Annotated in this window: 13 protein-coding genes; 3 read left to right on the top strand and 10 right to left on the bottom strand. The window is 41.2% G+C overall.

Annotated features, from left to right (window positions below; all coding sequences use genetic code 11):
- Positions 1-49: 49 nt before the first annotated feature.
- Complete coding sequence (locus H1A14_RS14205; protein WP_194776936.1) at positions 50-1,336, top strand: NupC/NupG family nucleoside CNT transporter; 1,287 nt, start codon at positions 50-52, stop codon at positions 1,334-1,336.
- A gap of 238 nt (positions 1,337-1,574) precedes the next feature.
- The gene (locus tag H1A14_RS14200; protein WP_194776935.1) at positions 1,575-3,872 is read left to right on the top strand and encodes a patatin-like phospholipase family protein; all 2,298 of its coding nucleotides are present in this window, start codon (positions 1,575-1,577) and stop codon (positions 3,870-3,872) included.
- Between the two features lie 60 nt (positions 3,873-3,932).
- On the opposite strand, the gene H1A14_RS14195 is transcribed toward H1A14_RS14200, so the two are convergent.
- From H1A14_RS14195 to pckA, 4 genes are all read right to left on the bottom strand, one after another.
- Complete coding sequence (locus H1A14_RS14195) at positions 3,933-4,337, bottom strand: hypothetical protein (RefSeq protein ID WP_194776934.1); 405 nt, start codon at positions 4,335-4,337, stop codon at positions 3,933-3,935.
- A 126-nt stretch (positions 4,338-4,463) separates the two neighbouring features.
- Positions 4,464-4,907 carry a peptidylprolyl isomerase gene (locus H1A14_RS14190; RefSeq protein WP_194776933.1) on the bottom strand — a complete coding sequence of 148 codons (444 nt, stop codon included), beginning with the start codon at positions 4,905-4,907 and terminating at the stop codon, positions 4,464-4,466.
- Positions 4,908-5,213: 306 nt separating this feature from the next.
- Entirely contained in the window at positions 5,214-6,080 is an 867-nt protein-coding gene (locus tag H1A14_RS14185) for a PIG-L deacetylase family protein (RefSeq protein ID WP_194776932.1), read from the bottom strand.
- A gap of 161 nt (positions 6,081-6,241) precedes the next feature.
- Positions 6,242-7,804, bottom strand: a complete 1,563-nt coding sequence (gene pckA, locus H1A14_RS14180; RefSeq protein ID WP_394355333.1) for a phosphoenolpyruvate carboxykinase (ATP) — start codon at positions 7,802-7,804, stop codon at positions 6,242-6,244.
- A gap of 348 nt (positions 7,805-8,152) precedes the next feature.
- Here pckA and H1A14_RS14175 point away from each other — a divergent pair, with 348 nt between their 5' ends.
- Complete coding sequence (locus H1A14_RS14175; RefSeq protein ID WP_194776930.1) at positions 8,153-9,739, top strand: peptide MFS transporter; 1,587 nt, start codon at positions 8,153-8,155, stop codon at positions 9,737-9,739.
- A 303-nt stretch (positions 9,740-10,042) separates the two neighbouring features.
- On the opposite strand, the gene H1A14_RS14170 is transcribed toward H1A14_RS14175, so the two are convergent.
- The 6 genes from H1A14_RS14170 to H1A14_RS14145 all read right to left on the bottom strand — a co-directional run bounded on the left by H1A14_RS14170 (position 10,043) and on the right by H1A14_RS14145 (position 12,959).
- Positions 10,043-10,192 (bottom strand): hypothetical protein, encoded by a 150-nt coding sequence (locus H1A14_RS14170; protein WP_194776929.1) that lies wholly within the window; start codon positions 10,190-10,192, stop codon positions 10,043-10,045.
- Positions 10,193-10,319: 127 nt separating this feature from the next.
- Entirely contained in the window at positions 10,320-10,520 is a 201-nt protein-coding gene (locus H1A14_RS14165; RefSeq protein WP_194776928.1) for a hypothetical protein, read from the bottom strand.
- Between the two features lie 259 nt (positions 10,521-10,779).
- Positions 10,780-11,256 carry a hypothetical protein gene (locus H1A14_RS14160; protein WP_194776927.1) on the bottom strand — a complete coding sequence of 159 codons (477 nt, stop codon included), beginning with the start codon at positions 11,254-11,256 and terminating at the stop codon, positions 10,780-10,782.
- 94 nt (positions 11,257-11,350) lie between these two features.
- Positions 11,351-11,707, bottom strand: a complete 357-nt coding sequence (locus tag H1A14_RS14155) for a response regulator (RefSeq protein WP_194776926.1) — start codon at positions 11,705-11,707, stop codon at positions 11,351-11,353.
- A gap of 103 nt (positions 11,708-11,810) precedes the next feature.
- A complete protein-coding gene (locus H1A14_RS14150) occupies positions 11,811-12,128 on the bottom strand; it encodes a DUF962 domain-containing protein (protein ID WP_194776925.1) in 318 nt (105 codons plus the stop codon).
- Positions 12,129-12,371: 243 nt separating this feature from the next.
- Positions 12,372-12,959, bottom strand: a complete 588-nt coding sequence (locus H1A14_RS14145) for a DUF4136 domain-containing protein (RefSeq protein ID WP_194776924.1) — start codon at positions 12,957-12,959, stop codon at positions 12,372-12,374.
- Between the last annotated feature and the right edge of the window lie 127 nt (positions 12,960-13,086).

Genomic DNA, 13,086 nt, shown 5'->3' with positions numbered 1-13,086 from the left:
CCTTAGATTTAAATGAAATCGTATTTTGATCCATATAATCTATGACTGAATGGATTACATAAGAGGTTTGCTGGGTATCTTTGTCTTGCTTGGGGTGGCTTTGCTTTTTTCCGCCAATAAAAAGAACGTAGATTGGAGATTGGTCGGGATAGGGGTTTGCCTACAGGCTGTTTTTGGTTTTTTGATCACCAAAGTTGCTTTTGTGGCCTCCATTTTCGCTACGGTCAGCAAGGCCTTCGTTAAGTTCCTTAGTTTTTCGGAAGCTGGTGCCATGTTTATTTTCGGAGATTTGGCCTCTGACTCTTTCGGATTCATTTTTGCATTCAAAGTACTTCCTACCATTATCTTCTTTTCCACAGTCTCAGCCGGCCTCTATTATCTGGGTGTCTTGCAAAAAGTAGTCTACGGCATTGCATGGGTGATGTCCAAGACCATGAGGCTTTCAGGGCCGGAGAGTCTATCAGCAGCCGGAAACATCTTTTTGGGACAAACAGAAGCCCCCCTTTTGGTTAGGCCTTTTATCCCCAATATGACAAAGTCGGAGCTCATGTGCCTGATGACAGGGGGCATGGCCACCATTGCGGGAGGGGTTTTGGCTGGATATGTGGCCTTTTTGGGCGGGGACAGCTTGGAAGAACAGACCCGCTTTGCAGCTTACCTTCTGGGAGCGAGTATCATGAACGCGCCAGCCGCCATCGTCATGTCCAAAATCATCGTACCGGAGGTCAACAAAGAAAACCTAAACGCCGAACTGCAGGTCAATGAAGAAAATCTAGGGGTAAACCTTATCGACGCCATGTCCATTGGTGCATCTGAAGGGCTCAAACTGGCGCTAAATGTGGGGGGGATGCTCCTGGCCTTTATAGCGGTCATTGCCGCTTTGAACTACATCTTATCAGGTCTTATCGGTGAATACACGGGTTTAAATGCCTTGGTGGCCTCAACTACCGGAGGAGAATTTACTGGATTTTCTATGGAATACATATTAGGTCAGGTTTTCCGGGTTTTTGCCTGGGTAATTGGTGTGGAATGGGGAGATACCCTGAAGGTGGGTTCACTTCTTGGTCAAAAGACCGTCATCAATGAATTTGTGGCTTATTTAGGACTGGCCGAAATGAAGGAAGCCAATCAGCTAAGCCCCAAATCGATTGTCATTGCCACTTATGCCCTATGCGGATTTTCCAATTTCAGTTCCATCGCCATACAGGTGGGTGGCATTGGAAGCATTGCTCCCAATCAGCAAGGCAATCTATCAAAGCTGGGCATGCAGGCCTTATTGGCTGCTACGTTAGCTTGTATGATGACAGCCACAATTGCAGGGGCATTGTTTGGGTAGATGTTGAGAATACTTTAAAGAGGCTGCAAACTTCGGGTTAAATTTGATTTCAGTCTTAAATCAAGATTTTTTGTTTTAACCTAAAATATAGATAGACTGAACAGTCAAACTCCATTTACGTTTTTTTGCAAGGAGAAATATTTTTCAATTTTTAAGTTCGTTCAATTCATGTAAAGCTTACTGAAATCCCTTAATTTTGCCCAGATTACTCCGACCTTATTTTTTCGCGCAAACCCACATGTTCAAATACCTCTGCCTTTTGTTTTTCCTTATCATCCCTATGCTAGTCAACGCTCAAGAAAGGATCGGTTTGGTCCTTAGCGGGGGAGGTGCAAAAGGTATTGCTCATGTTGGTGTATTAAAGGCTTTGGAGGAAAACGGGATTCCCATAGATGCCGTGACAGGTACAAGTATGGGTGGGTTGATAGGGGCCATGTATGCTGCCGGCTATAGTCCCAGTGAAATGGAAGAAATCATCCTGTCCAGTGATTTTCAGAATTGGGTAGACGGAAAACTGTCTGACGCTTTTTTTGAAAGGCTGGAAAGAAGCAGGAAAAAGCCGGATATTCTGCAGCTCAACTTTGATGTGGAGTGGCCTTTTGATATCAGAATCGACAATCCCTTGGCCAGCGACCGGGCTTTGAATTTTGTCATGGAAGAACTCCTTGCCACGGCTTCTGGTATAAGCAAAGGGAATTTTGACAGCCTGATGGTTCCTTTGAGAGTAGTGGCAGCCGATGTATTCACCCAAAAAGCCATCAGCCTAAAATCAGGTAGTTTGGGCAGGGCGGTTCGGTCCACCATGACCGTTCCTTTTTTCTACCGCCCCATTAGGAACAATGACATGTATCTGTTTGATGGAGGTCTTTACAACAATTTCCCGGTGGAAGTTGCCCGGGAGGAACTTGGGGTGGACCGGGTCATTGGGGTCAATGTGTCTGTAAATAAATACCTTGAATACCCCTTTGATAAAGATCAGGATGTGCTGGGGGAAAGCTTTGTTTTTATGTTTTTAGACAAAACCGATAGCACCAAACTCACTGATAAAGACATTTTTATTCAGCCAGATCTTGAGGGTTTTACGGCGTTCGATTTTAAAGATGCCAACCGGCTGATTGAGCTTGGTTATGAGGCTACATTAAGAAATTTGGATGAAATTGAATCAAAAATCGCTCACAGAACGAATAAGGATCAACTGGAAATAAAACGAAAACCCTTTCAACATCGATCTGAAGAGCTGATCATCAGTGAAATTACCTTTGACAACCTTTCTCCAAAAAAGAGCGCGTATATCACCAAGTTTTTCAATACTGAAAATGAGAGGTATACCTTAAGGGACATTGAAATAGGATATTTTCAATTGGTGGGAACCAAACATTTCCAAAGTTTGATCCCTTCTGTGGTTTATGATGAGGAGACGGATGAATTTTTGTTCAAGATGACCGGAACTGTTGATAATCTTTTTACCGCAGAGTTGGGAGGGAACATCAGCAGTAGAAATTCCACTTTTGCTTATTTGGGGATGAATTACTTTCGATTTGGTAAAGCTGCCCAATCCTTCAGTATCAATGGTGCCATTGGGAGATTTTACAATGCCTTTCAAATGAGTTCAAGGTTTGACCTTAATCCAGCCTTCAACCTTTATTTCAGGCCTAGCTTTACCTTTAATCGATGGGATTATCTCACAGGAAGGGATTTGATCCTGTCCGGTGAAACCACTTCTATTGTTCAAAGGATCGACAGGAAAGTAGGGGCGGCATTGGGCTGGTCCACCGGCAAAACAACCATGATGCAAATCACAGCGGATCACTTCAACAATTCGGATAGGTTCAGTCACACTTCCACCTTCAGTGCCGCCGATACCTTGGATCGAATGCAATTTAAAGGGGGTGTCTTCGGGATGGATTTGGATAAATTCAATCTGGATAAAAAACAATACCCTACCCAAGGTTCTGCTTCTTTTTTTAAGATGAGGCTGGTGTTGGGACAGGAACAGCTGCAACCAGGAAGTACTTTGGAACAGGGCAATTTTTTAACCAAAAACCACGCTTTTTGGACTTTCAATGGGACTTTTGACCGATATTATAAAGTGACGGATTGGTACAGTTTAGGAGCTTTTGGACAGGGATATTATTCCACACAGGGAAATTTTTCTTCCTACCAGGCAGGTGTCATCAATTCCATGGCTTTTGAGCCGCTACAGGATAGCCCTGCCTTGTTTATCCCGGATTTAAGGGCAGTGGGTTATGCTGCTTTGGGGGTCAAGCAGGTATTCAGGACTTTTGGCAAACAACATGTAAGGGCGGAAGTGTACGCAATGGCTCCGGTAAGGCAATATCGTGCTACTTCTCTTCAGACTTCCACATTAGAAACCTCTTTTAATCCAATCAATTGGGTAACAGCACTTACCTATGTGGTAGATTCCACCGTGGGTCCCCTTGGATTGAGTATCAACATGTACAGCCCAAAAGACAGACAATGGGGCCTGTTTTTTCATTACGGCTATTTGCTTTATCAAAAAAAATCACTTGAATAGAATAATAGATAGGTGATTTTAAAAAAACACCTAAGATGTTCGCCGCATATTTGTAGGGAATCACTCGATAGGATGCCTTTCAGATGGACCACGACGGCTATCCCCGACTTGCAATACCTCTGTCACCACAAAGTTACTTGCTCCTCTCCATGGGATTGGACTGAGGTATTCCTTGTAACGAAGCTCCACAAACTTCCCGCTTGCCCGATCCAATTGGCTGGCTACTTCATCATCCGCTACACTAAACCGGAATTCGTTGCTTTGTAGGCTGCCCGGGTTGGGACTCTGAAATCCTTCCTGTACCAGTCTTCCTTCCCAGGTTTTAAACATGTAGCCTTTCTTTTCAAAATAATTTAATTCCCCGGCTTTTACGCCTTCACCGAATACAAAATAAAATCTCCAGAAGAAAAAGCCAATCAGAAAGATGAATAGGATCAAACTTCCTACCGTTATTATTTTTTTCATCGATTTAAGTATTAAAGTTGATTATTAGAAATCCGAAATAGTTAAGTACTGAAAAGTTTCCTTTGGCCAATCATCAATCAATTTAGAAAAAATAAGCTGATCCTATAGTAGGGATCAGCTTATTTTTTATGCTTCCGTTTTGTTGATGGTGATTTTATCAATCTTATCACCTTGTCTTATTTGATCAATGATTTCCAAACCTTCTGTTACTTTACCAAAACAAGTGTGCTTCCTGTCTAAATGACTAGTGTTATCTCTGCTATGACAAATAAAAAACTGAGAGCCCCCAGTATTTTTACCGGCGTGGGCCATGGAAAGTACTCCTCGTTCATGGTATTGATTTTCCCCATCCAATTCGCATTTGATGGTGTAACCTGGACCACCTGCCCCAGTACCTTTGGGACAGCCTCCTTGTATGACAAAATTGGGTATGACCCGATGGAAAGTAAGTCCATCATAAAACCCTGATTTAGATAATTTTACAAAATTTGCAACTGCAAGGGGCGCGTCGTTGTCATAAAACTCAACTTTCATCACGCCTTTTTGGGTATGGATTTCTCCTGTAGTCATTGGCTTTTTTTTCCAAATTTAACAAATAAACCATTAATGCCGCCACGGAAAAGGAGAAGAAATTGTTCTTGTATTGCCGATCGTTTAATGATTTCCCCACTTAAAGGTCAAATCGATGAGTCGCACAAAAATGACGTGTGCTGGGATTTATTCTATAATTAGGTAAAAATTGATTTTAGGAATTCTGACAGCCACTGAATCGATCAAAATCATTTTCAAAGGTGGCGCATAAGCGTTGGAAAATATCTTCATATTCCAAGAGAGGTAATCTAAAATCAGCAGGCATTACCATAAAAAATGAATTGGCTAATTTCCCAGCATCGGAAATAGTCTTTTAATTTCATTTTGATCTGGTTGGGTACCATATTCACAGATTTCGAAAAGTTCCGTATGTTGGGCTGTGGAGGCTTTATCTTTACCGTACCATTTTTCCAATGCCTTTTGGGCTTCTGGTGCGATAGTGCCTGATCTTTTTGAGGCCAACCATTTTTTGCGTTCTTCTTCGCCTTCGGGGACCTCTTCGGCATATCCTCCGATCCATGGTAGCCATTCGTAAAACTGGGATCGGTGTGCGTCTAGAGCGTGGATTTTCTGATCAATGACAGAGCTGATGTCCACGGCGATATCTGGTTGAAAGGGATAGGGTTTTTGGAAATAGTCCTGGTAATAAAGAAATACCGGATTTTTACGGAGAGGAGGGGTATCTGATGCAATATTGGGTACACCCACCATAAATGCCGCATCCTGGACCAAAATAGCCGTATACCTATGGTCTGGATGGTAGTCGTTGCTTCTGTGAGATATGACCACATCAGCTTCCCAATCTCGGATCAGCCTGATGATATCAAGCCTAATGGGTAGGGTAGGCAGTAATTCACCATCATGGTTGTCCAGTACCTCATAGGTAATCCCGAGTCTTTTGGCCACTTCTTGGGTTTCCTCATACCTGCGCTTGGCCAACATCCCTCCGCCTTCTTCCATGTGGCCTGCATCCCCGTTGGTGACCGAAATGAATTTCACTTCGTGTCCCATAGATACAAAAATGGCTGCCGTTCCACCTCCCTTGATCTCACAATCATCAGGATGTGCTCCTATCATCAAAATCTTTAATGTTTGTGCTTTTGCAGAGGTAATCAAAACCAGCACGAGTAGAGAAGCAGCAATGTTTTTCATGGTCAGCTATTGTAATGGTTATCAGGAAGGTAAAAAATTTGACCCATTTAGGCAAAACTCTTTTTTTCAGTAGGTGCCGTAGAAAGTAAAAGTAATCAACCACAAACAAAAAAAAGGATGCCTTAGGCATCCTTTCCGGGTCTATATTCAGTTTAGTTTGGTTATTCATGAACTTGAGGTGCACCGGCCAAAATATCGCTGGTTGCAAAATCACGGTATTTCTCAAAATTCCTGATAAATGCCTTGGCCAAATCATTTGCTTTGGCATCATAAGCCGTTTTGTCTGCCCATGTTTCTCGGGGACGCAATACCTCAGCAGGCACTTCAGGGCAGGTAAGTGGTATCTTAACCCTAAATACCTGATGGGTGAAATACTCCACCTCATCCAGGTGCCCTTCCAGTGCAGCGGTGATCATGGCACGGGTATACTTTAATTTCATCCTTGATCCAATTCCATAAGGTCCTCCTGTCCAGCCTGTATTGATCAGCCATACGTTGACTTGATGTTTTTCGATTTTTTCTCCGAAAAGCGTGGCGTATTTGGTGGGATGCAGCGGAAGGAAGGCCGCGCCAAAGCAGGCGGAAAAGGTGGTTTGTGGTTCGATGATACCTACCTCGGTCCCTGCTACTTTAGCCGTATAGCCGGAAATAAAGTGATACATGGCCTGGCTTTTATTCAATTTGGAAATAGGTGGAATCACGCCAAAAGCATCTGCGGTCAAAAAGAAGATGTTTTTGGGAATATCGGCCAATGATGGCTCTATGGCATTGGCAATGTGATGGATCGGATAGGCAGTACGGGTATTTTCAGTTACCGATTTATTGGTATAATCCACCGTCCTGCTGTGTTTGTGAAAACGGGTATTTTCCACGATGGCCCCAAAACGGATGGCATCCCAGATATCCGGTTCCTTTTCTTTGGTCAAGTCAATGACTTTGGCATAGCAGCCCCCTTCAAAATTGAAAACTTTGTTCTCATTCCATCCATGCTCATCATCTCCGATAAGGCCTCTTTTAGGATCAGCGGACAGCGTCGTCTTTCCAGTACCTGAAAGCCCAAAAAAGATGGCGGTGTCTCCTTTTTCACCTACATTGGCTGAACAGTGCATAGAAAGTACGCCATGTTCATGTGGAAGCAGGTAATTTAAAACAGAAAATATTCCCTTTTTCATTTCCCCAGCATAGGCAGTTCCTCCAATCAAAATAATCCTTTTGGTCATGTTGAGAATGGCAAAGTTTTTTTGCCGGGTTCCATCCAAAGCAGGATCAGCTTCAAAACCTGGTGCACAAATGATCGTGAAATTTGGTTCAAATTCCTCCAATTCCTCTTTTTTGGGTCTTAAAAAAAGATTGTGGCAGAATAAGTTATGCCATGCGAAAGTATTGACAATCCTCAGGTTGAGCCGATAGTTGGGGTCTGCACCCGCATAGGCATCCCTGATATAGATTTCTCGGTCTGCAAGAAAATACAACATTTTCTCATGCAGCCTGTCGAAATTTTCTTCATCAAAGGGGATATTGATGTCTCCCCACCATACGGTATCCGCGGTTTTTTCATCTTTGACAATAAACCGGTCTTTGGGCGAACGTCCGGTAAATTTACCGGTATCTGCCATCAATGCGCCAGTGTCTGTTAGGCTACCTTCTCCATTTTGAAGTGCATACTCGACCAATTCGGCTGGTGTCAAGTTCCAAAAGGCAGTCTTGACCTTTTCCAGTCCCATAGAAGCCAATACATCTGTTGCTGAGTTGAATGCAATATCCTGCATAGTGTAAGGGTTAAAAGTTGAAAATATTTTGGGTTTAAATTCTCCCCAAAGATAAAGGAAAAATAAATTACTGTAATGCATAAATCAGTAAAATATTCACTTTTCAAACGTTTTCGTGGGTACTATTCAGTAACTTGATCAAGTTGATCTTAATAGTAAACCGAGTTTGAAAACCATGCCTATTGCGTTTAAACCCAAACTTGAAAGGGTTACCTATTATTGGTGAAACCGCTTAGCATCATTTGAAAATTTCTCTTATCATTGTATTTATGTTACGTTCCTAATTTATTTCACCAAGCCAAAATGGAAAAAGAAGATAAGTTTAAAGGCAAGCATGCTGCCCCAGATGAATTTGAAGGACCTACCTTGTTCGGCCACCCTAGAGGCCTAATGACCCTCTTTTTCACCGAAATGTGGGAGCGGTTCAGTTTTTACGGCATGAGGGCACTGCTCATTCTTTTTATGACAACCGAAATCGTCCGAGGTGGTCTTGGTTTTGATGATAGAACATCAGGAGCGATTTATGGGCTTTACACCATGGGGGTTTATTTGCTGGCTTTACCGGGTGGATGGTTTGCAGACCGCATTTTTGGCTTAAAGAAATCCGTTTGGTACGGTGGAATCATCATTGCTTTGGGACACTTTACCATGGCCTTACCTGGCATTCAATCTTGGTTGTTTGGGGGGCATCAAAATACTGATTCCCTATCTGCATTGGATACCAATTCCTTTTTTTTGGGACTGATTCTTATTGTGTTGGGTACAGGACTTTTGAAACCCAACATCAGTTCTATCGTCGGGCAGCTTTATCCTGTAGGAAGTTCTAAAAGAGATGCTGGATTTTCCATTTTTTACATGGGGATTAATTTAGGTGCTTTTATCGCCCCTTTGGCCTGCAGCACCTTGGCAATTTATGATTGGCACCTTGGTTTTGGCTTGGCGGGCTTAGGGATGGTCATTGGGCTGATACAATACAAGTTAAGCAGTGCAAGTTTGGATGGATACGGGGAACCGGTTTTGGCCGTGACTCCAGAAGAAAAAATAAAGCGAAAGCAGTTGATTAAAGTGCTATTTGGAATAGGGTTCGTGTTTATTTTGATTTTGGGATTGTTCTTTTCAGGTCAGGTAACTGTCGATGTTTCAGCTATTGCAAGTGCATCCGGCAAAATAATTGCCGTTGTCGCTTTTCTGTACATGGGTTATGTAATTATTTTCGGGGGGCTAACACCAGATGAAAGAAAAAAAGTAGGGGTTATTGCGATCCTGTTTTTGTTTTCAGCCATGTTCTGGTCAGGTTTTGAACAGGCAGGCTCTTCTCTAAACCTTTTCGCAGAAAGATTTACCGATAGGACGCTTTTAGGTTGGGAGATTCCGGCGGGCTATTTCCAGTCGATCAACAGCATGTTTATCATTATTTTTGCGCCGATCTTTGGTGCCATGTGGGTTTGGCTAGGCCGGAGACATCTGGAACCCAGCAGTCCCCTTAAATTCACCTTCGGCTTGGTTTTATTGGGTATGGGATTTTTGGTCATGTATTTTGCTGCAAAAATAGCTGCATCAGGTGATTTGGCCGCACCGACATGGCTACTCTTCACTTACCTCTTACATACTTTTGGAGAACTTTGTTTGAGTCCCGTAGGATTGAGTTTAGTTACTAAGTTGGCTCCGAAAAAATTTGCAGGTCAAATGATGGGGATTTGGTTTCTCTCAATATCTCTCGGCAATCTTCTGGCAGGCCTTATTGCAGGGGAAGCGAGTGGAGGTACTGAAGAAAAGCTGGCTGCTATGCCTGATCAATACCTAATGATTGTGATGACGGTTTCAGGTGCGGCAGTTTTATTGTTGTTATTGAATAAACCGATCCGGAAATTGATGGGGAATGTGCATTAAATTCCAATTATACCTTGCAACCTTAGTTGTCACTCAGTGATGGTAGCCAATTAATTTGTATTGACGCTTGCCTGAAGACCAAAGAATTCCTTATTTAAATAAAATGGGACTTATTCAACGATTTTGTCTGGTCAATATCGTGATTTGATCAAAAAATTTGAGCGAAAAATAAAACTGGTTTTGGATGCAAAATCTCCTGTAATTGCTATACCGAAATTAAGCAAAATACAACTTCATTGGTTTGGGTGAAAAAAAAAGGAGCGTCAAGCTCCTTCTTTCTTTAATCTATCAAATTTTCAATGATTATTTTTCGTCTTTGGGATTGTCTTTGAAGACCTCTTTTCTAAAATCCATTGCGGATAGACCTGCCCCTAAGCCAATGAGTATACAGACAATCAATAAAAACAATTGCGCACCAGAGGCGATAGGTGAACTGAAAATTTGTAACAACATAGGTTTGGTGTTTTAGCTTTTTATTAATGATGCCGCAAGATAGCACAAGGGGTATTAAGGACAAAATGAATCTGAGAAAAACAGCAGTACAACACATCGAAATACTGCTGAGAGAGGGTTTCAAATTTCAATCAATCTCATCATCGAAATCCTCAAAATCATCGTCCAAATCGTCGAGAAGGTCTTCGTCTTCATCAAAATCCAAAACATCATCATTCAAGAATTCATTGTCTTCATCCAAATCATAAACTTCATCCTTGAACTCATCTTCGAATTCATCCAAATCATCCTCTTCAATGTCATCAAAGTCGTCAAAATCCTCTTCCATGAAAGTGTTGTTTAGTGGCTAATATTTACTGGTGTTTGATACCCCTAATTAAGAGAAAAAAAACAATATCCCAAATATTTCAAATACCAAACTAAAAAAAAAATGTTTCCATTTTGCACCGGAAAAAAACCTCCTTTTCTAAATGATTCGGTACTGAATTTGGTTTTTGTTTGGTTGCAAAAGCGCAAAGTAATCGCAAAACCGTAGGTAAGAGCTGCTTCTTATTGTTTGTGAATCCTGTTAGACAATATTGATGAAATCAAGATTGCAATTGCAATTCTTTTGTCTCAAAATCTATGGATACATCTTGCATTTTGGTCCACTCCTCTTCCAGTAGATGAAGCCAGGTTTCAAGATAAAGGATCACGTCTTCTACATTGTTTTTGACCATTTTATCCCTTCTTGATTTAGGGATTTCCCGGAGTATTTTTGGATCAGTCAGTCTTTCTAAGTGCTGCAGGTCTTCTAAGCTAAGGCCGGCCTCCAACATTTTGCTGATCATCAGGTCTATGGGGTATCCGCTGCCTGGACAATATTCAAGGATTTGGTCATACCAGTCTCCATGCCTTTGCATGGCATACTGATGGATTTCTCCTTTGGTAAGTTGGGTGATTTCTTGGGCTAAGTTACCACAGTTGCAAGCTCCCATATGTCCCCATTGATAGCTTGCCCCATGCTTCAATTTGTGGATTGTTCTACGAAATGCTTGGATTAACGGTAAACTGGTTCTAGTCATGAGGTTAGATTTAATTCCTATATCAATAACGCATTCAATTGAATTTCGTTTGTCGATTCATGTAAAAACCAATGGTTAAACCATAAAAATCCAATCAATTAAAGATGGACTTGATATATTTTTTGATCAGGGGCTTGGATAAGTATTTTTTAACAACGCTGTAGGTACCGGCTTTGTTGATGTCTCTTTCGTCCACCGAACTGCTAAGGATATATACCTCTGGGTTGGCTTTTTTCGGTTCAAATTCTTCCAAGAAGTCCCAACCAGTCATTTCAGGCATGTTCAAATCCAAAAATAAATAGTTAGGATCGATGGCATAAATTTCACGCAAAGCATCAGAAGCCCTTTGGAACTTGAATATTCTACAGGGGACTTTGATGTTTTTGGAAATAAGCTTCTCGGTGACGAAGGTGCTTATAGGATCATCATCAATCAGAACTATTTTGATCATTAAACTACAAAATAATGGTATTGAAACACATAAATATTGCTACAAAAATAACCCATATGTTTTGATTAACAATCTCATTAGTGAGATTTTTTTGAAAATAAAATCAGCCATTGGGGTTAAATTTTTCTTTGCCAGTAAGCAAATCAAAAAACAGCTTGAAATCAGAAACAAGGCTAAAAAGAGGATATTTGAAAGTGGCGGGCTTGTTTTTCTCAAAGAAAAAATGACCTACCCAAGCAAATCCATACCCGATAATAGGAATCCCTATCAATAACCAATATAGCCGCAACACTATGGCAAGAATTAAAACAACAAACAGGAGGCCTGTTCCAATAAAATGCAGTCTCCTACAGGTAGGGTTTTGGTGTTCCAGCAAATAGTAAGGATAAAATTCGGTCAATGATCGGTAAGTTTTTTCCATGGTTTTTTTGGTCAATTACATTTTCTTCGGAGGTATCCATTCATTCAAATGCTCATTTAAATGTAAAAAGGGCCAATGCATGTGTTGATTTCGATTCCATTGGTTAGCTGAAATAGCAAAATTGCTTTGTTTCAATCAAATCTCATCAGATGGTTTTCAGCACTGCTTTAAATTAAAAATAAATGGTTTCATTTTTTATTCTCAGTCTAAATTTTTTTGAATTAAAGTTAACCATAATAAAAATTAACGACTCATTGTTCGGTAGTCTCTGACGTGGTTATAAAATTTATCCAAAATTTTATCCACTGATTTTTTGATCTTTTTGGTTTTCCCTTTCTCGGAATTGACTTCTCCAACCGCAGTTGCCCTCATGATCATTTTATTGGCCTGAGGGTCGATAAAATCCAGGATAATTTGTCCCCAGCCGTATTGACGGGTCTGAGTAGGCCCATCCCAAGCTCTGTTCATAAAAAACGGATCATAAAACATCGGGTTGTACATCGCCCCACCTCCCCAAAAGGGGTTGTAATTATAGCTTTCTTTCTCTTTGGGCTCCAATTGGGTATGGTACCTGATAACCATTTCAGGATTTTCTCTATTTAGCTCCATCCCGTTGGCCTCAAGCTTACGGGTCAATTCATCCCTTAGCAAAGCATCATGAAATTCAGATCCATAGGCTTGGAAGTTTCTGAATTCTGGTATCAGTACAAAACTTTGGTATTCCTTTACTGGAGGCATTTCCATTTTTTCAGTAAATACCTCCACGCTGGAACAAGAGGCCCCAAAAAGTAATAGAAACATCAGAGGTAGTGTATTTTTAAAGGGTAGCATAGTTATTTGGGTTGTGTAAATTAAGAACGAGGAGTACAAATAAGAAGTTTTCTTAGCCGGTTTTTTCAAATATTATACCTGAAAAAAGATTAAATCAATTATTCTGATTGAATTTTTTTCAGTTTAC

The organism is Pararhodonellum marinum (assembly GCF_015354735.1).
Taxonomy (GTDB): domain Bacteria; phylum Bacteroidota; class Bacteroidia; order Cytophagales; family Cyclobacteriaceae; genus Pararhodonellum; species Pararhodonellum marinum.
The sequence above is the reverse complement of the archived record's forward strand: the minus strand, read 5'-3'. Positions and strand labels throughout refer to the sequence as shown.

Coding starts and splice junctions, on each gene's coding strand:
- H1A14_RS14205 (WP_194776936.1), top strand. CDS start 50: ATGGATTACATAAGAGGTTTGCTGGGTATCTTTGTCTTGCTTGGGGTG.
- H1A14_RS14200 (WP_194776935.1), top strand. CDS start 1,575: ATGTTCAAATACCTCTGCCTTTTGTTTTTCCTTATCATCCCTATGCTA.
- H1A14_RS14195 (WP_194776934.1), bottom strand. CDS start 4,337: ATGAAAAAAATAATAACGGTAGGAAGTTTGATCCTATTCATCTTTCTG.
- H1A14_RS14190 (WP_194776933.1), bottom strand. CDS start 4,907: ATGACTACAGGAGAAATCCATACCCAAAAAGGCGTGATGAAAGTTGAG.
- H1A14_RS14185 (WP_194776932.1), bottom strand. CDS start 6,080: ATGAAAAACATTGCTGCTTCTCTACTCGTGCTGGTTTTGATTACCTCT.
- pckA (WP_394355333.1), bottom strand. CDS start 7,804: ATGGGACTGGAAAAGGTCAAGACTGCCTTTTGGAACTTGACACCAGCC.
- H1A14_RS14175 (WP_194776930.1), top strand. CDS start 8,153: ATGGAAAAAGAAGATAAGTTTAAAGGCAAGCATGCTGCCCCAGATGAA.
- H1A14_RS14170 (WP_194776929.1), bottom strand. CDS start 10,192: ATGTTGTTACAAATTTTCAGTTCACCTATCGCCTCTGGTGCGCAATTG.
- H1A14_RS14165 (WP_194776928.1), bottom strand. CDS start 10,520: ATGGAAGAGGATTTTGACGACTTTGATGACATTGAAGAGGATGATTTG.
- H1A14_RS14160 (WP_194776927.1), bottom strand. CDS start 11,256: ATGACTAGAACCAGTTTACCGTTAATCCAAGCATTTCGTAGAACAATC.
- H1A14_RS14155 (WP_194776926.1), bottom strand. CDS start 11,707: ATGATCAAAATAGTTCTGATTGATGATGATCCTATAAGCACCTTCGTC.
- H1A14_RS14150 (WP_194776925.1), bottom strand. CDS start 12,128: ATGGAAAAAACTTACCGATCATTGACCGAATTTTATCCTTACTATTTG.
- H1A14_RS14145 (WP_194776924.1), bottom strand. CDS start 12,959: ATGCTACCCTTTAAAAATACACTACCTCTGATGTTTCTATTACTTTTT.